Source organism: Flavobacterium sp. NLM (assembly GCF_002210235.1).
GTDB classification, from domain to species: domain Bacteria; phylum Bacteroidota; class Bacteroidia; order Flavobacteriales; family Flavobacteriaceae; genus Flavobacterium; species Flavobacterium panici.
Genome location: NZ_LIAC01000008.1, coordinates 106,196 through 124,925, shown reverse-complemented (window position 1 = coordinate 124,925; position 18,730 = coordinate 106,196). Strand labels below are relative to the sequence as shown.

The following is an 18,730-nucleotide window of genomic DNA, read 5'->3' as shown; positions in this document are numbered from 1 at the left end:
CTTTTATAATATTTTGAAAATGAACTTATTACAACCTAAGATTGTAAAATTGTATTAATTTGAGTAAATAATTGTCCATCACTTAAAAAAGCGCCCTGTTTGATCAATTCAAAAATAGAAGAATTTCTATCCTCAGTAAAGACCTTTTTCCCCACTTTCATTTCGATATTATCCGTAAACATATTATCACTAAGCCATTGCAAACCTTCTTTACTCAAAAAATCAGTTTCGGGTACTAATGACTTCAAAACTATTGATTGCACATAAGTATCAAAACAATGAAACAAAAAGATATGATTTTTTGAAAAATGCTCTAAAAATTCTGCCCTGCCCAAAACACCTTCCCAGATTAAATCTGAAAAAACATCCAGTTCCTGCTCTGCTACTTCTGGTTTATTTATTTTAAGAGAATCCCACTCTGCTTTATCTATTGCCTGAGTTGCTAAAAAACTTGCAAATTCTGCATGCAATTCATCAAACTGCTCTTTTGTTAATCTTGCGTACTTCATCTATTATTTATTGTTTAAACGCTTTAAAAAGAACTTTTAGTCATAAAAAAAAGCCCTCACAAATGCGAGGGCAAATTTATAACTTTTTTGTCATTACTAAAAAATGTATCTAACACCAAATTGAGCCTGCCATCTTGAGGTTAAACTAGCATCATAACTAAATGTTTTGGTCTGGGTATTATTAAAGGTATATGTTGGCGTATTTCCAACAACAGTTACCCCAATAGGCTGAACACTAGTTGGCACCTGAACAACGCCCCAATCAGAATTTAATAAATTTCCGAAATTTAAAATATCGATACTAAACTGAATCGTGTTTGTTTTTTCAGATGCTGATGAATATTTAAAATTATAATCCTGCAATAACTTGATATCACATCGTCCTCTCCAAGGCGATATAGCGCCATAACGCTCTGCATACTGCCCTCTTCGATCTTTCATATATTTATCCTGCGAAATAAATTTATCAAAAGCTTCACCCTGACCAGGTCCGCTAAAAGTCATTTGACCAATTTCTGCCGTTGTCGGAATATAAATCAAATCATTTACAGTAGAACCGTCTCCGTTAATATCTCCACCATACGTATAATTAAAACGCCCGCCCTGAGCATATTCAAAAAACGCAGAAGCTGTAGTAGCCCATTTATCCTTTCCGTATTTCCATTTTTTTGAAGCTACGCCAATAAAACGATGATTATCGCCATATTTAGAATTCGAAAGCACATCATTATTTACATTTCCTAAAGCAGGATTAAAAGAAAAAGCATCTCCGGTAATTTCTGCTTCAATAGAGTTGACATCTTTTGATTTCATATAATTATAAGCAACACTTGCATACAATCCGTTTACAAATGTTTTCTGCACTTTAACAGAAGCATTAAAAGCGCTTCCTTTATCAGAATTTGTCATTACATACGCATTGTTTGCGCCATGATCTGCAGCTACATAAATCGGTCTGTTATCTACACCAGCCAATACTCCCGTTGGAGGTTTTAATCCCCAGTTCTGCACATGCACTGCATTAATGTCTTTATTAAGTGATAAATCCAGTGTTACAATATAATTACTTTCAAATCGATGATCGTAACCTAAACTTGTTCTCCATACTTGCGGCCATTTATAATCCGGATCCATAATCTGAAAAAAGCTATCATCTGCACCACTTACCTGATTTCCTAACCAAACAAACGGGATTCTTCCTGTAAAAATTCCAGATCCTCCTCTAAGCTGCGAAGTTGCATTTCCTTTTACATCCCAGTTAAAACCAATACGAGGCGACCATAAAATCCTGTCGCTAGGCAAATCAGTCGAAATCAATTTAACCGCTTGGCCTGTCTGCGGATTATAATAATCTATACTATTATCTCTTCCTGCTCCTCCGTTATCAGTATCTATATATTTTTGAATCAAATCTGCAGTATTAAAGTATAATGGTTTATCAATTCTTAAACCCAAAGACAATTTAAAATCGTCGCTTACACTAATATCATCCTGAGCATAAAGCGCCCACTGCCCTACGTTTAACTCTGCCAGTTTCCAACCGCCGTCGCTGCCTACATCAAAGTTACTTTTTGAATTATAGATATCTTGCGCATACTGAAGATTTTGCGCAATAATACTTGTAGCATATGGTTTTGCAGCATCAGTCAAGAAATCCTGGACTGTGAAATAAGGTGTAAAGAATGTTCCTGCATAACCATTTGGATTTCCGAAATTATCATAACCCGCTAAATTGAAAGAATTTTTAAAAGCAAATTTCTCAAAAGAAGTTCCAAAAGTAAAAGCATGTTTACCAACTGTATATGTTAGATTATCAGTAATTTGAATTACTTTTTGATCTAAAGTATTATTGATAGAAAATGGTTCATGACCTGCAATAATATAATTCGATCCTGCCCCATCCTGAATATTTATAACAGGCGCCGGAACAGAAAAAGGATCTCTGTAATCATTAAAATGAGTATAACCTGCCTGCAGTTTGTTTGATACCGATTCGCTAAATTTAGAATTCAACTCCACTAAAAAGGAACTCAGTTTATTATTGATTTGATATCCTGAATTTTGAAATTGCAATATAGAAGCATTTGGCCCTCTAAAACCCAAAGCTGTCGGGTGAGCCGGTTTATCTTTTGAAGCATCTAGAAAATTATAAATAACCGCTAATTTATGATTATCATTAATATTCCAATCTACTTTTATAATTCCTTTACTTGAATTTGATTCATGCTTAAATCCCTGATAAGCCCCGGTATTATAACCCAATTTTGCCAAAGCATCAGAAACTGCAATTAAATCCGATTCTAAAACTCTTGATTCATTAATTCCCGTAACGCCGTCATTATTATTGGCTACAAAATTAGAACCCAAATCACTTCGTTTATCAATTTCAAAATTCCCAAAAATGAATAATTTATCTTTAATGATTGGCGCTCCCAAACTAAATCCAGCCTGAGTCTGCTCTAATGAAGGTACAAATATTTTTTCTCCTTTAATTTTACTTCCCGTTAAATCCTGATTTCTGTAAAAAGCATAAGCAGTTCCGTGAATTTCATTTGTTCCTGATTTTGTAACCGCATTTACAGAAGCTCCTGTAAAACCAGATAAAGTTACATCATAAGGAGCTGTAGCAACCTGAATCTGTTCAATTGCATCTAATGATATTGGCTGAGCACCTGTTTGTCCTCCGGGAGTAGCAGCGTCAAGTCCGAAAGGGTTATTAAAAACTGCTCCGTTTAAAGAGTAATTATTATATTGATCATTTCGACCACCAAAAGATCCGCCGCTTGCTGTTGGCTCCAAACGGGTAAAATCTTCCGCCGATCTTGAAATTGTTGGCAGAGCTGTTAATTCCCTTCTTCCAATTGTCGTTTCTGCACCGGTTTTTCCGCTTTTAAAAACTTTATCTTTTGAGGTGACTTTAACTTCTTCAAGAGTCTGACTTTCATCAGCCAGAAGTACATCTATATTAAATGGTTTTCCTAAATCCAGATATATGTCATTATATTCCTGACTTTGATACCCAACAAAGGTTACCAAAATCTTGTAAGGTCCGCCAATTCTCATATTCAAAATATTAAACCTTCCATCTTCATTGGAAACGGCAGAATATTTAGTTCCAGTTGGAGTATGAACCGCTAAGATACCAGCTCCCGGTAATAGTTCATTACCTGAACTCTTTACAATACCTTTTATACTCGACGTTGTAGTCTGTCCTGTAGCTGCTGTGAACGCCAAAACACATAACATTAATGCAAATAGTTTTTTCATTTTCCTGGTTTTGAGTGAGTTAATTCCCTCAAAATTAGGCAAAAAAAAACCACTCCTAAAAGTGGTTTTTATATTTTATTAACAAGAAGTTAACAAAATGTTATTTTTCAGCGATAATCTCGTATGGTAACTCAACGATAACATCTCTGTGTAAACGGATGCTAGCTGTATATTTTCCTGTACGTTTTACGATACCACTAGTGATGAATTTTCTATCAATAGCATTACCTGATTTCTCTAAAGCTTCAGCAATGTCGATGTTTGTGATAGAACCAAAAAGTTTCTCTCCACCAGCTTTTGCAGTAAGTTTAATTTCAAGAGCTTTTAAAGTTTCAGCTAATGCTTTAGCATCAGCAACAACTTTAGCTTCTTTATGTGCTCTTTGTTTTAGATTTTCAGCTAAAACTTTTTTAGCAGAAGGAGTTGCTAATGCAGCAAAACCTTGAGGAATTAAAAAGTTACGACCGTAACCAGGCTTTACAGATACTACATCATCTTTAAATCCTAAGTTTTGTACGTCTTGTTTTAAAATAAGTTCCATGTTGTTGTCCTTATATTTTAGAAGTTAGGTTCTGCTGAACAGAAACCAGCGACTAGAGTTTTTAATTATTTTAATAAATCGGCCACGTATGGCATTAAAGCTAAGTGACGAGCTCTTTTTACAGCTACAGAAACTTTTCTTTGGTATTTTAATGAAGTTCCGGTTAAACGACGAGGAAGAATTTTTCCTTGCTCATTTACGAATTTCAATAAGAAATCAGCATCTTTATAATCGATGTATTTGATTCCTGATTTTTTGAAACGGCAATACTTTTTAGTTTTGTTAGTTTCAATGTTTAAAGGCGTTAAATATCTGATATCTCCGTCTTTTTTTCCTTTTGCAGATTGCTCTATTGTAGACATAATGATTAAGCTTTAGTAGATTTTAATTTTGCTCTTCTTCTCTCCGCCCATGAAATAGCATGCTTGTCTAAACTTACAGTTAAGAAACGCATAACTCTTTCGTCACGTCTAAATTCAGTTTCAAAAGCAATTAGAACTTCTCCTGATACTTTGAACTCAAATAAGTGATAAAAACCACTTTTTTTGTTTTGGATTTCGTAAGCCATTTTTTTAAGACCCCAATCCTCTTTTGATACCATTTCAGCTCCTCTGCTAGTAAGAAATTCTTCAAATTTCGTTACTGTTTCCTTCACCTGAACCTCAGATAAAACGGGATTTAAAATGAAAACAGTTTCATAATGATTCATAAATAAAAAATTTATTTGTTAAAATTGGGTGCAAAAGTAACCATTATTTTTAAATATACAACACATTTTTTCTATTATTCGTCATAATGCAAAAATTATACGTCTATTTTAGTTTTTTTTCCAAAAAAACTATACATTTACTACTGCTATCCTGAATTTATTCTAAATTTAAATGTTATGAAACTAAACTGTGTTGTTGTGGATGATAGTTCTATACAAAGGACAATTATTGCAAAATTAGTTAATAATCACCCAGGTTTGCACTTAATCGGGGATTTTTCTAATGCAATAGAAGCAAAAAGTTGTATCTCATTAAATAATATCGACTTAATTTTTCTTGATATAGAAATGCCAGTCATTAATGGCTTTGATTTTCTTGATGGTTTAAAATCTAAACCACAAATTATATTTATCACTTCTAAGGCTGAATACGCCCTGAAAGCTTTTGATTATGATGCCACTGATTATCTGCAAAAACCAATTGCCGTAGACCGTTTCAATGCTTCTGTAAAAAGAGCAATTGACATGCATTTGCTTAAAAAAGAAGTCAAAGAAGAAGAAGGCGAACATATTTTTATTAAAAGCAACCTTAAAAAGCTTAAAATATTTACGGCTAAAATCAAATGGATTGAAGCTTTTGGAGATTATGTAAGAGTGGTTACAGAAGACGACAGTAATCTGGTACTTTCAACAATGAAATCTTTTGAAAATGATTTATCAAAAGACAAATTCATTCGTGTACACAAATCATATATCATTAATATTGATAAGGTAGAACGCTTTAATAGTAAATTTGCAGAAATCGGTATTACTAAAATTCCGCTTAGTCGAAACAAAAAGGAAGATTTAGTAAAAGCATTGTCGACATCTAATTAATAGAAATCGACATTGACCACAACTTTTATAGCTCTGTACTGAGCAACCGCTTCAAAACTATTCAACATTTTCTGAATAGTTTTTTTTGTGTTTCCTAAATGCAGGTTCTGAGGGATTTTAATTAATATAGTCCTTATATATTCGTTTCGAATTCTACTGATAGCCGGTTCTTCCGGACCCAAAACCGGCATATTCAGGTTTTGACTTAAAACCTGATACAGCCACATGGATCCTTCTTTCAATTTCTCAAATTCACGATGTTTTATCGTTAATTTAATAATCCTGAAATACGGCGGATATTTATAAATCTGTCTGTCATACAACTGCTCCTTATACATACCTATATAATTATGGTTTGTAACTTGCTGAATTGTATTATGATCTGGGTTATAAGTCTGAATCACAACTTTACCTTGTTTTTCAGATCTTCCTGCTCTTCCCGCAACTTGCGTCATCATTTGAAAACTGCGCTCAAAAGCCCTGAAATCAGGATGATGTAGCATATTATCTGCATTCATGATTCCGACTAAACTCACATTATCAAAATCTAAACCTTTGGCTAGCATTTGAGTTCCAACCAAAATATCAATCTCCCGATTTTTAAAAGTATCGATAATCTTTTCAAAACCAAATTTACCACGGGTTGTATCCTGATCCATTCTGGCCGTTTTAGCTTTCGGAAAAAGCGATAACAACTCCTGCTCTATTTGTTCTGTTCCAAAACCTTTAGTCGTTAAATCAATACTGGAACAGCTGTGACAATGCGTTGGTTTTGCAATTGAATATCCACAATAATGGCAGCGCAATTGATTTTTAAATTTATGAAAAGTCAAACTCACATCGCATTGCTGACAATGTGGTACGTGTCCGCAGGTGAGACATTCTATTATAGGAGAATATCCTCTTCTGTTTTGAAACAAAATCACTTGTTCGCCCAAAGACAAAGCTTCGGCCATTTCTTCTATTAAAACATCACTAAAATGCCCCGTCATTCGTTTTCTGAAATGCTTGTCTTTTAAGTCAACCAAAACAACTTCTGGCATTCGAACGTTTTTATAACGTTCTGTAAGCGTAACCAAACCGTATTTTTCGCTCTGCGTATTAAAATAGGTTTCAATACTTGGCGTTGCAGAACCTAAAAGTACTTTTGCATTATGAAAATTTGCCAGAACAATAGCCGCATCTCTGGCATGATATCTCGGCGCCGGATCTGTCTGTTTAAAAGTCTGTTCGTGTTCTTCATCCACAATCAATAAACCTAAATCATTGAAAGGTAAAAACAATGCCGACCTCGCTCCTATTACAATTTGTGCTTTTTCTGAATTCTCGAGTGTTTGTTTCCAAACTTCAACTCTTTCATTATTACTATATTTAGAATGAAAAACAGCTACTTTATCTCCAAAATGAAGTCGTAAACGAGAAACCAATTGTGTTGTAAGCGCAATTTCCGGAAGCAGATATAAAACCTGTCTTCCTGTTTGCAGATATTCTTCGATTAATTTAATATAGATTTCAGTTTTTCCGCTTGAAGTTACGCCGTGAAGCAAGCAGACTTCTTTTTCAGAAAAACTCTCTTTTATTGCTGTAAAAGCATCTTGCTGCGCTTCGCTTAACTGTAATTCTTTATCTGTTTTTTCTCCGTTAAATAAAATACGGTCTTGCTGTAAATAATATTCCTCGAAAATTTCATTCTTAATCAAAGTTTTTACAACTGCTGAAGTTGAGCCTGAAACTTCAACCAGTTTATTAACTGTTATGGGCTTTTTTTCTGAAGCGCTTATTTGAAAATAAGCCAAAACAATTTCTTTTTGCTTATCACTTCTCAAAATATCCAGCAAATTCATCAAACCTTGATCTGTTTCGTACTGTGAATGTAATTTTACATACCGAACCAGTTTTGGTTTGTAGCTTTCTTTTATTTCTTCTTCTAAAACAATAATATCTTTTGCTATTAATTTTTGAAGAATAGGCAGAATATTTTTTCTATTTAAGATTGAAGCAATTTCCTGAACCTTAAGCGAACTTTGATGCTGCAGCGCTTCATAAACCAAAAATTCATCATCAGAAAGTTCAGAATCGTTAACAATAACTTCTGGTTTATATGAAACAATAGTTTCGCTTTCTAATAATAATCCGGTTGGAAATGCTCCACGATACACATCGCCAATACCGCACATATAATAATTAGCAACCCAAAGCCAATGTTTAATCTGCGTTTCGGTTGCAATTGGTTTTTCATCTAAAATTTGATGGATTTCTTTAGCCTCATATAATGTGGGCGCATTTTCATGTGTATCTAATACAAGTGCCGTATATATTTTGCTTTTACCAAAAGGCACCGCCACACGCATTCCTTTTTTTATAAAATGGAATTCGGCCTCAGAAACACGATATGTAAAGGTTTTTGCTAAGGAAAGCGGTAAAATAACTTCGATAAAAAACATGCAGATATTTTAATAAAGATTGAAGAATGAATTTGAACAAAAATATTTAATTTCTTTCAAACCAGTTCTTCATTTGAATTCCGTCTAAAAGCTTAAAATCTTTAGTATTATCAGTAAAAAAAATCAATTGATTCTTAATTGTGGTTATCTTTTTATATCAGAAACAATTTCTTCTGCAGATTTTTCAGATGCAAAAGCTCCAAAAGATTTATAGAAATTATTCTCTTTTGATTTATTACTTTTAATAGACTTTGTTAATCGCTCTATAAGTTCAATTTTATTTGAAAAACTAAGTCCTTCAAATAAATTTGAGTAGGTTTCCAATATATTTTTATCCGTTACAGTCATATATCCTCATTATTAGTTCAAACAAAATTAAACTATTTTTTAACTATAATCTGAATTTAATAATTATCTGTTACTTTTTTCCTGAAGATTTTTGAGCCAAATACTCATCAACCAATTTCAAAGTATGGTTTAAAGATTCTGTATTAGTCCAGTCTTCATGACCCGGAATAATATATTTTGGATTCTTAAATTTTGCCTTTACTTTCCCAATCGATTTTTTCCATTCTTTTACGTCAGAATCCGCTAAATAACCAAGGTCTATGGCATCGGCACTTTTTATAAAACAAGCTCCGTAAAGCACTTTTTCTTTATCAAACCAAGCTACAATATTATCAGATGCATGACCTTTTCCGGGATAATAAACCTCAAAAGTATGCTGCCCGACTGTAAAAAACTTATCATTTGGAATTATAAATTCTGCTCTCGGTTTGTTTTCTTTTTTAAGAATATCATCTGTTAACTTAATCGAATATGTTTTGATTCCTTTTTTTCTGTAAAAATCAAATCCTCCTGCACGATCATCGTGAGAATGGGTCGCAAAAAGCATTATCACATCTTTATTATGTTTTGCTTTTATACTATCTAATAAAGGCTGAAACTGAGTTTCGTCCCAAGGTGCATCAAACATCACAACACCTTTATCTGTAACAAGATACATGGCATTGGCAGAAATCAACGTTCCATTATAATCATGAAATGTTTTATAAACATAAAAGTCACCTGTAAGATGACTTATTGGTAATGGAGAATTCTTCTTTTGTCCAAAACTATTTAAGGTTATGACTAAGAATAAAACTATTGAAGCTAATTTTCGCATTTAATTTTGAATTAGTTTTTTACACGTGTCCAGTATTGTGTTCTTCCCATAATCGAAATACCAACATAGCCGCGAAGTTTTAATTTATCTGCAGATTCTAATGAGATATAACATTTGTATTTTTTACCGCTTGTTGGGTCTAAAATTGTTCCTCCGTTATATTCAGCACCGTCTTTTTTAAGACCGTTTATTATGGTCATTCCTAAAATTGGTTTGTTTTTTTCGGCACCTTCACACTTTATACAAACATCTTTTTTATGATTCTCGCGAAGTATTTCTGTTACCTTCCCGTAAATTTTTCCTGATTTTTCGTAAATCTCAACTACAGATTTAGCTTCTCCCGTTTCATCATCTATGGTCTTCCATTTTCCTATAACACTTTGAGCCTGAATACTCATTGCAAAGAAAAACACACCAATCGTTAACATCCAATTTTTCATATTATTTATTTTTTTTTTGTTTTAATTTTCTGATAGAAGCATTCAATTCGAACCCTAAAAGCAGAATCATACAGTTTATCCAAATATAAAACATTAGAATTAATAATGTTCCAATAGAACCATAAAGTTCGTTGTATTTTGAAAATTTTATAACCCAAATCCCAAAAAAGAACGAAGATATAACAATTAGTATCGTTGTAAAAACAGATCCAATGCTTATAAAAGGCACTTTATTGTACTGTTTTGTACCATAACGCAATAATATTGAAGATGTTATCAAAATCATTAAAACAACGAATAAATATCGTCCTAAAATTATAAGCGGAATACGATCACTCAATACATCCTGAATGATTGTTTTTTGAATAAAAACCTCAAAAACAACAATTGTAGCTACTGTTACAAACAATATAATGGTCATTACAAGCGAAATTGCCAATGCCACTAGATACTGACTAAAAAATCCGCGTTTGTCAAATACGTGTTTAGACGATTCAAAACCGCTTAAAATTCCGTTAATGCCATTTGCCATCAAGAAAATAGAAAGCAAAAATCCCGAAGATAATAAGCCCGAATGACTATTATTTAAGATATCGCTGATAATTTTACTAATTGCATCATAAGTATTTGGAGGAACGCCTTGCTGCACAAACTGCAGAAAGTCATTTTGAAAATTATCTATAGGAATAAACGGAATTAAGTTTAGAATAAATAACGTAAAAGGAAACAAAGCCATAAAAAAGCTAAAAGAAACTGCGCTTGCATGATACGAAAAAGCTCCTTCAAGAATTCCTAAAGTGTACATTTCGAGTAAATCATACAAAGAAAATCCCTCTAACCAAGGGAGTTTTATTCTTTTAAAAAGTCGGGCCACATTGCGTATTATGGGCAATTTTTCAATCCGATCTTCTATCTCTTTCGACATATATTTTTTGATTTTAGATTTTAGAGTGCAGATTTTAGATTACAATCAAACTCATAACTTATAACTCAAAATTCATAACTTCATTAAAAAGCCTTTAAGCTCAAATCCATATTATAAACAGAATGCGTTAAAGCGCCTGATGAAATATAATTTACACCGCATAAAGCATATTCACGAACCGTTTTTTCACTGATATTTCCCGAAGATTCTGTCTGACATTTTGTACCAATCAAATTTACTGCCGTTTTTGTATCTTCATAATTAAAGTTATCAATCAGGATTCTGTGCACGCCGTCGCTCAGTAAAATTTCTCTAATTTCATCTAGATTACGGGCTTCAACAATGATTTTCAAATCCAGATTATTCTCTTTTAAATACTCTTTCGTTTTTGAAATAGCACGTGTAATTCCGCCCGCAAAATCAATATGATTGTCTTTCAGCATAATCATATCATAAAGGGCAAAACGGTGATTTTCACCTCCGCCTATTTTTACAGCCCATTTTTCGGCAACTCTAAAATTGGGCGTTGTTTTACGTGTATCTAATATTTTAGCGTTTGTTCCTTCTAAAAGCTTCATTAAATGTTTTGTTTTTGTCGCAATGGCAGACATACGCTGCATGGTGTTCAAAACCACTCTTTCGGCCTTTAAAATAGACCGTGAGCTTCCAGAAACTTCAAAAACAACTTCTCCATATTCTACATGCGTTCCGTCTTCAATAAAAGTTTTTACTTTTAATTTTGGATCTACATGTTCGAATATCATTTTAGCAAGTTCAACACCGGCAATTATTCCCTGATCTTTTACCAATAATTTTGCCTGACCATGAGCAGTATCGGGAATACAGGCAAGTGAACTGTAATCGCCCGGTCCAACATCTTCTCTAATGGCATTACTTATCAAAAGTTGCAATTCTGCTTGAAATTGAGCTTCGCTTATCATTTTTATAATTTTAATAATATGCTAAATTAGGACTTATTTTATGGATTTAAAAGTTTCCTTTCTGCTAAAAGTTTCTTATCACCTTAAATTTATATTTAGCCACAGATTAAAAAGATTAAAATGATTTCAAAAAAATCTGTGCTAATCTGTGTAATCTGTGGCTAATAATTTTTCCAATCAAAATGTACGTCAACAATTAAAAACATTAAATATCTTTGAGGTTCAATCAAGCAAAATTTATGGGATTAATTAAAGATATTTACTCGGTTTCTTTTTACGAAAAATTCAGTCAGGCTGTCGCCGAAGTACATCCGGCATTCAACAAACAAAAATTTATTGAGACAATTTACGAAGGTGATTTTGCTCAAAAAGAATGGAAAGAAAGAATGAAACATACCACAGTTGTGTTTCATCAATTTATGCCTCAAAACTTTCCCGAAGCCGTTTCCTTAATTGATAAAATTATAGAAAATCTAAAGAAAAATAATTTTGCAGACAGCAATCTGGCTTTCATTTTCTTTGCCGATTATATCGAAATATACGGTTTAGACGATTTTAAAACTTCGGCGAAAGCCTTTGTTTCTATAACACAATTTATAAGCTGTGAATTTGCCGTTCGTCCTTTTATTTTAAAATATAAAGAACAAATGATCGACGAAATGACAAAATGGTCTCTGCACGAAAATCACCATGTTAGAAGATTAGCCAGTGAAGGTTCCCGCCCAAGATTACCATGGGCAATGGCAATTCCGTTTTTGAAAAAAGATCCTTCTTCTATTCTTCCAATATTAGAAAATCTAAAAAACGATCCTTCTGAATATGTCCGCAGAAGCGTTGCCAATAACTTAAATGATATTGCAAAAGATAATCCGCAAATTGTGTTAGAAATCGCCAATAAATGGAAAGGACACAGCAAGGAAACCGACGGAATTATTAAGCATGGCTGCCGAACTTTATTGAAACAAGGTCATCCGGAAATTTTAGGTCATTATGGTTTAGAAAGCACGAATATTGAGCTTTCTTCTTTTGAAATTAAAACACCTATTGTAAAAATTGGGGATTATCTTCAGTTTCAATTTCACTTAAACAATAAAAACGAAGAACCAAAAACAATTCGTTTAGAATATGCTGTTCATTATAAAAAAGCAAAAGGGCATTTGGCGAAAAAAGTCTTTAAAATCAGTGAGAAGATTTACCAGCCGAATCAATTAACTAAAATCGAAAGAAATCAATCTTTTAAACTGATTACAACGAGAGTTTTTCATACTGGAGCGCATCAGTTGTCGATTATTATTAATGGAACGGAGAGTGAGGTTTTAGAGTTTGAATTGATTGATTAAAAAACAAATTTCATAAATCATCAAGGTTTTAACTGTCCTGTTTGTCATTTCGACGAAGGAGAAATCTCCGCGAGTAGCTCCTCAACGAAAACCCAATCTTTGTAGAGTTTCTTGTGGAGATTTCTCCTTCGTCGAAATGACAAAAAAACCGAAATATCATAAAAAATGAATTTGAACAACTAGCTATTTTGCTTACTTTTATAATTTAGATAAATCCAAAAACAACTTTTCTTAATCTAAATTAAGTTACAGATTTCTATCACAACTGTAATTTTGTTTTCAAATCAAATAAAAATACCATGTCAAATATCAGTTTAATTATCGAAGAACGTGCTGCCAATATTGGCAACTTTATGGTGGGTCGTTTATTGCCTTTCCGTGAAAAAAGAGCTGTCGGCCCATTTGTATTTATTGATCATATGGGACCTGCACATTTAAGTGATCACGAAAATATGGATGTTCCTCCACATCCGCATATCGGACTTTCGACGCTTACTTTTTTGTTTGAAGGAAGCATTATGCACCGCGATAGTTTAGGAACAGAATTAGAAATAAAACCAGGTGCCGTAAACTGGATGACAGCCGGAAAAGGAATCGTTCACTCTGAAAGAACTCCTGAATATTTAAGACATTCAGACAAAATGCTTCACGGACTCCAGATTTGGGTTGCACTTCCTAAAGAATTAGAGCAAATGGATCCGAATTTTGCACATGTTGAAGCAGATGACATTCCGGCTTGGGAAGAAGACGGAGTTTCATACAAATTAATTGCTGGTGAAGCTTTTGGAAAAAAATCTCCGGTTCCTGTTTATAGTCCGCTTTATTTTATTGAAATCAAAAGTACTGAGGCTAAAAAAATAAACATTGGCAAGGATTTATTCGGCGAAAGCGGTTTGTATATTTTAGAAGGAAGTATCAAAAGCGGTGAACACGTTTATGATCCAAAACAAATTCTAATTACAACTGACAGTACGCTTTGCGAGTTTGAAATTGCCGAAAATTCTACCGTATATATCTTTGGCGGACAACCGTTTCCTGAAGAACATTTCATCTTTTGGAATTTTGTTTCTTCGGATAAAAACCTCATCGAAAAAGCTAAAAAAGACTGGACAGAACAGACTTTCCCAAAAGTTCCGGGCGAAACTGAATTTGTTCCATTACCTGAACCAAGAATCAAATAAATTATGGATACAATCTCAGCAAAAATAGATACTCGTTTGTATCGAACGGAAATTACATCAGCAAGCGACAATGTTTTAATTTCTGATGAACCGCAGGAATTGGGCGGGAAAAATTTAGGATTAAATCCAACTGAACTTTTGGCAGCATCTTTGGCTTCCTGCACTGTAATTACTTTACGAATGTATATTAATCGTAAACAATGGGACGTTTCTGAAATTAATGTCAAAATTGATTTTGAAAGAGATTCTGAGCGAAGTGTATCCGTATTTACAAGAAAAATTGAAGTAATTGGCGAAGTTGACGAAACTCAAAGACAACGTTTAGAAACGATTGCTAACAGCTGCCCAATTCACAAAACACTTACACATTCAATAGAAATTAAAACCACATTAATATAATCATGGAAATTCAACAAATTAATGATACAAAAAAAGGATATTTTGAAGCCATCGAAGATGGAAAAGAAGCCGGAAAAATGACATACACCTGGGCTGGAGATTCAAAATTCATTATTGACCATACTGAAGTAAGTCCAGATTTTAACGGAAAAGGTGTCGGTAAAAAATTAGTGATGGCTGCTGTGGATTATGCAAGAACTAACAATGTAAAAATCATTCCGCTTTGTCCTTTTGCAAAAAGCGTTTTTGATAAGGTTGAGGAAATACGTGATGTACTTTCTTAAAAGAGATACTAAGGTTCTGAGTTTTTTTTAACCGCAAAGCACACAAAGAATTACGCAAAGTGCGCAAAGTTTTTTTCGTAGAGACGCACAGCAGTGCGTCTTTCGCATTTTATAGACATCAGGTTTGTCATTTCGACGTAAGGAGAAATCGCACTCGGGAATCCACAAAGATTGACGATTCCCTTTGTCGAGTTTCTAGTGCGATTTCTCCTTACGTCGAAATGACATAAATTATCGATTCTGCATGCGTGAATGGATTAAAATCCATCCCTACAATATTTAACGTTCCTTCGGAACTCTTTTTAAATTCTTTATACAACCAGCTTAGCGAACTTCAAAAACCTTTAACCACTTTCCAAAAAACTTTGCGAACTTTGCGAAAAATCTCAGCGCTCTTTGCGTTAAAAAAACAACACAAAGAAATTCAATTTTTAAATTTCTCCGAAAAGTCGTATATTTGCATGTAATTTAAACTTAGAGTATGACAAGGATAATTACGCTTTTCTGTATTTTTATAGCACAAATCGGCTTTTCTCAAACAGCTGAAAGTTATTTAGAAAAAATCAGAAATAATGAAGCTCTCTTAACAGCTTTCTTTCAACAAATGCCAAAAGGAGGCGATTTACACCACCATTTTTCAGGATCAGTTTACGCAGAACCACTTTTAGAAAGAGCTATTGCAGAAGATTTTTATTTGAATTTAGAAACCATGGCGGTTTCGAAAACCAAACCTGAAAAAGGAAACTGGCAGACTTTTTCTTCTCTAAAAAATGATGGCAAATTAGATTATTACCAACAGCAAGTAATGCAAACCTGGTCGGTTAAAGATTATAACGGTTCTGTTCCTTCTGATGATCAGTTTTTTGATTCTTTTCAAAAATTCGAGCCTACCATAAAAGGTCATTTTGCTGAAGGAATGCTCGAATTAAAAAAACGTGCCATTGCAGAAAATGTAAGCTATATCGAAACGCAATTATCAACCATTCCGTGCGATATGAATGTTTCAGATTTAACTGATTTCAATACAAAATTGCGTAAGGCAGCTAATCAAAAAGACGAAAAAGCGGTTACAAAACTTTTAGACGAATTGTATAAATCGATTCAGAAAAAAGACGCTAAAAAATATGCTGATGATTTCAACAATAATTTCATAGCAAAACTCCACAAAGATTTAAAAATAGATGATGAGCGTTTTACAATGCGCTATCAAAACTTTGTACTGCGTTTTATGGAACCTGTTGATTTATTTAAAAACTTGGTTATCGCTTTTATTTCTTCTAACGAAAGTAAATTGACTGCGGGTGTAAATATCGTTTCTCCAGAACATGGCGAAAATTCTATGAAAGATTATTGGTTACACATGGAAATGTTTAAATATTGTCACTCTAAATTTCCAGATGTAAAATATACGCTTCACGCAGGAGAATTGACTTTAGGTTTAGTGCAGCCGGAAGATTTAACGTGGCATATTAACGATGCAATTTATATTGCAGGCGCAAACAGAATTGGTCACGGAGTTGATATTGCTTACGAAGCAAACTCATACGATTTATTGAAATACATGTCTAAAAACAACATTCCAATTGAGATCAATTTAGTGAGTAATGAATTCATTTTGAAAGTAAAAGAAAACAGACATCCGTTTACGCTTTACAAAGAATTTAATGTGCCAATTGTAATCAGTACAGACGATGCAGGAATTCTAAGAAGCAATATGACAGAACAATACGTTTTATTAGCTAAAAGATATCCTGATGTTAATTACGAAACAATAAAGAAATACGTTTACAACAGCATCAATTACAGTTTTATTCAAGATGAATCGGTTAAAAAACAATTGATTAAAGATCTTGATAATAGATTTAAAGTTTTTGAAGCGAAGTTTTCTAAAAATTAAAGCTGTATCATCTTTGCGAAATTGCACGCAGATTTTAAACAGATTTAAGCCGATCAACGCAGATTTACTTAAACCAAAAAATTAAAAAATAAAATCTGCTGAATCTGCTAAATCTGCGGGAAAAATATACTCTCGCAGATTTAGCAGATTTGGCAGATAAAAATTCATTCAATATGATTCTAGAAGCCGCATATCTTTTTGTAAAACCTGAATTAGCAAATCAATTTGAAGTTGATTTTGCAAAAGCAAGCCAATATATTTCGTCTATTAAAGGTTATTTAGGACATCGATTAGAGAAATGTCTGGAAGTCGAAAACAAATATCTTTTATTAGTCGATTGGAATACACTTGAAGATCACACAGTAGGTTTTAGAACTTCTGAAGCTTATCTGGAATGGAAAAACATTCTGCATCATTATTATGAACCGTTTCCTGTTGTAGAACATTTCGAAACCGTTTTTGAGAATAAAAAATAGAGCCCGCAGATTTTACAGATTCAACGGATTTACACAGAATTAATTTAAAAAAATCTTTTTAATCCTTTTAATCTGTGGCAAAAAAATAATTCGTGCTAATTCGTGCAATTCGTGGCAAAATAAAAGAACAATGAATATCAAACTCATCGCCATTGGCAAAACAGATAATAAATCGCTTCAAACTTTGATTGACGATTATACCAAACGTTTGTCTTTTTATATCAAATTTGATCTGGAAATTATTCCCGATATCAAAAACGTAAAAAACTTATCTGAAAGCCAGCAAAAGGAAAAAGAAGGCGAATTGATTCTGTCAAAACTTTCACCAACCGATCAATTGATTTTATTGGATGAGAATGGGAAAAACTTCTCAAGCGTTGGTTTTTCAGAAGAATTACAAAAGAAGATGAATTCGGGAATCAAAACTTTGGTTTTTGTAATTGGCGGCCCATACGGATTCTCTGATACAGTTTACAGCAAAGCGCAGGGAAAAGTTTCGCTTTCGCTGATGACGTTTTCACATCAAATGGTTCGTTTATTTTTTATCGAACAATTGTATCGTGGCTTTACGATTTTACGTAATGAACCTTATCATCACCAATAAAATTAGTATTCAGTCACAGTTTTCAGTGCTCAGTTTTTTAGTTAATGAATTCTACCGGAAGTTTATCAAGATTGTAAGTCACATGTTTTTGCAGTAGAATTTTATATTGTATATATTCTTCATAACTCATGTTCTTATCGAAGAAAAACACCAAATCTGGCACTCTTTCAAATTTTAAAGTGTAGAAACGTTGTAGTATTTCTGAAATTTTTATTTCCTTATTTGCCATGAAAACCTGTTTTTTCCCTTTTCTAAAATAAACAACAAGATTTTCTCTATTTGGTTTTTCCGTTTTATAAAACACTTTCGTGAAAGGCACAAAGGCTAAATTCTTCCCGATAGAATCTGCATAAGAATAATAATTTTCGGCATTTTCATTTTTGTGGGCGCTGTCGGCTCGCTTTTTTTCCTGTAATTTCATTACTTCCGGAATTACTACTTTTAGAGGAAGACGTTTGTCAATATTGAAAATCCAGTTGGTTGAAATTATTGCGCTTTTTCGGTTTACATCTGCAATTGTATCTTGTCCTTCGGTTTCAAAAAAGATATAAATTGGTGAAAGATCTTGTACATCTTTTACAATTGTTATGTTTGATTTTGGAAGTAGAACATCTTGTTTTTTTTCGCAGGAAAATAATAAACAGATTATGATCAAAGAGAAGTATTTCATATTATTTAATTTTTTATCTAATGATTTTACTCAAAGTTTGTCATTCCGAGGAACGAGGAATC

Annotated in this window: 20 protein-coding genes; 8 read left to right on the top strand and 12 right to left on the bottom strand. The window is 33.1% G+C overall.

The window, feature by feature from the left end; all coding sequences use genetic code 11:
* Positions 1-35: 35 nt before the first annotated feature.
* From APR43_RS11670 to rpsF, 5 genes are all read right to left on the bottom strand, one after another.
* Complete coding sequence (locus APR43_RS11670; RefSeq protein WP_053473457.1) at positions 36-509, bottom strand: DUF6495 family protein; 474 nt, start codon at positions 507-509, stop codon at positions 36-38.
* Between the two features lie 96 nt (positions 510-605).
* Positions 606-3,776: a TonB-dependent receptor gene (locus APR43_RS11665; protein ID WP_053473458.1), complete on the bottom strand. Its 3,171-nt coding sequence runs from the start codon at positions 3,774-3,776 to the stop codon at positions 606-608.
* A gap of 100 nt (positions 3,777-3,876) precedes the next feature.
* On the bottom strand, positions 3,877-4,317 hold the full coding sequence (gene rplI, locus APR43_RS11660; protein WP_053473459.1) for a 50S ribosomal protein L9: 441 nt from the start codon (positions 4,315-4,317) through the stop codon (positions 3,877-3,879).
* 65 nt (positions 4,318-4,382) lie between these two features.
* Positions 4,383-4,679 carry a 30S ribosomal protein S18 gene (rpsR, locus tag APR43_RS11655; protein WP_002987043.1) on the bottom strand — a complete coding sequence of 99 codons (297 nt, stop codon included), beginning with the start codon at positions 4,677-4,679 and terminating at the stop codon, positions 4,383-4,385.
* A 5-nt stretch (positions 4,680-4,684) separates the two neighbouring features.
* Positions 4,685-5,026 carry a 30S ribosomal protein S6 gene (gene rpsF, locus APR43_RS11650; RefSeq protein WP_041518692.1) on the bottom strand — a complete coding sequence of 114 codons (342 nt, stop codon included), beginning with the start codon at positions 5,024-5,026 and terminating at the stop codon, positions 4,685-4,687.
* 177 nt (positions 5,027-5,203) lie between these two features.
* Here rpsF and APR43_RS11645 point away from each other — a divergent pair, with 177 nt between their 5' ends.
* Positions 5,204-5,902 carry a LytR/AlgR family response regulator transcription factor gene (locus tag APR43_RS11645; RefSeq protein ID WP_053473460.1) on the top strand — a complete coding sequence of 233 codons (699 nt, stop codon included), beginning with the start codon at positions 5,204-5,206 and terminating at the stop codon, positions 5,900-5,902.
* Here APR43_RS11645 and priA read toward each other — a convergent pair.
* The 6 genes from priA to nadC all read right to left on the bottom strand — a co-directional run bounded on the left by priA (position 5,899) and on the right by nadC (position 11,817).
* Complete coding sequence (gene priA / locus APR43_RS11640) at positions 5,899-8,346, bottom strand: primosomal protein N' (RefSeq protein ID WP_053473461.1); 2,448 nt, start codon at positions 8,344-8,346, stop codon at positions 5,899-5,901. The genes APR43_RS11645 and priA overlap by 4 nt on opposite strands.
* A gap of 144 nt (positions 8,347-8,490) precedes the next feature.
* Positions 8,491-8,694, bottom strand: a complete 204-nt coding sequence (locus APR43_RS11635; protein ID WP_053473462.1) for a hypothetical protein — start codon at positions 8,692-8,694, stop codon at positions 8,491-8,493.
* Between the two features lie 70 nt (positions 8,695-8,764).
* On the bottom strand, positions 8,765-9,511 hold the full coding sequence (bla-B1-FLAV, locus tag APR43_RS11630; RefSeq protein WP_053473463.1) for a subclass B1 metallo-beta-lactamase: 747 nt from the start codon (positions 9,509-9,511) through the stop codon (positions 8,765-8,767).
* An 11-nt stretch (positions 9,512-9,522) separates the two neighbouring features.
* Positions 9,523-9,951, bottom strand: a complete 429-nt coding sequence (locus tag APR43_RS11625; RefSeq protein WP_053473464.1) for a DUF2147 domain-containing protein — start codon at positions 9,949-9,951, stop codon at positions 9,523-9,525.
* Between the two features lies 1 nt (position 9,952).
* On the bottom strand, positions 9,953-10,876 hold the full coding sequence (locus APR43_RS11620; RefSeq protein WP_053473465.1) for a YihY/virulence factor BrkB family protein: 924 nt from the start codon (positions 10,874-10,876) through the stop codon (positions 9,953-9,955).
* Positions 10,877-10,959: 83 nt separating this feature from the next.
* A complete protein-coding gene (nadC, locus tag APR43_RS11615) occupies positions 10,960-11,817 on the bottom strand; it encodes a carboxylating nicotinate-nucleotide diphosphorylase (protein WP_053473466.1) in 858 nt (285 codons plus the stop codon).
* 239 nt (positions 11,818-12,056) lie between these two features.
* Between nadC and APR43_RS11610 the strand changes: the two genes are divergently transcribed.
* From APR43_RS11610 to rlmH, 7 genes are all read left to right on the top strand, one after another.
* A complete protein-coding gene (locus APR43_RS11610) occupies positions 12,057-13,157 on the top strand; it encodes a DNA alkylation repair protein (RefSeq protein ID WP_053473467.1) in 1,101 nt (366 codons plus the stop codon).
* A gap of 299 nt (positions 13,158-13,456) precedes the next feature.
* Entirely contained in the window at positions 13,457-14,338 is an 882-nt protein-coding gene (locus tag APR43_RS11605) for a pirin family protein (RefSeq protein WP_053473468.1), read from the top strand.
* A 3-nt stretch (positions 14,339-14,341) separates the two neighbouring features.
* Complete coding sequence (locus APR43_RS11600; protein WP_053473469.1) at positions 14,342-14,737, top strand: OsmC family protein; 396 nt, start codon at positions 14,342-14,344, stop codon at positions 14,735-14,737.
* Positions 14,738-14,739: 2 nt separating this feature from the next.
* The gene (locus APR43_RS11595) at positions 14,740-15,021 is read left to right on the top strand and encodes a GNAT family N-acetyltransferase (protein WP_053473470.1); all 282 of its coding nucleotides are present in this window, start codon (positions 14,740-14,742) and stop codon (positions 15,019-15,021) included.
* A gap of 481 nt (positions 15,022-15,502) precedes the next feature.
* Positions 15,503-16,918 (top strand): adenosine deaminase, encoded by a 1,416-nt coding sequence (locus tag APR43_RS11590; protein WP_053473471.1) that lies wholly within the window; start codon positions 15,503-15,505, stop codon positions 16,916-16,918.
* Between the two features lie 173 nt (positions 16,919-17,091).
* Entirely contained in the window at positions 17,092-17,394 is a 303-nt protein-coding gene (locus APR43_RS11585) for an antibiotic biosynthesis monooxygenase family protein (protein ID WP_053473472.1), read from the top strand.
* 130 nt (positions 17,395-17,524) lie between these two features.
* A complete protein-coding gene (gene rlmH / locus APR43_RS11580; protein WP_053473473.1) occupies positions 17,525-17,998 on the top strand; it encodes a 23S rRNA (pseudouridine(1915)-N(3))-methyltransferase RlmH in 474 nt (157 codons plus the stop codon).
* A 37-nt stretch (positions 17,999-18,035) separates the two neighbouring features.
* Here rlmH and APR43_RS11575 read toward each other — a convergent pair whose 3' ends face one another.
* The gene (locus APR43_RS11575; protein ID WP_053473474.1) at positions 18,036-18,668 is read right to left on the bottom strand and encodes a hypothetical protein; all 633 of its coding nucleotides are present in this window, start codon (positions 18,666-18,668) and stop codon (positions 18,036-18,038) included.
* Positions 18,669-18,730: the final 62 nt, after the last annotated feature.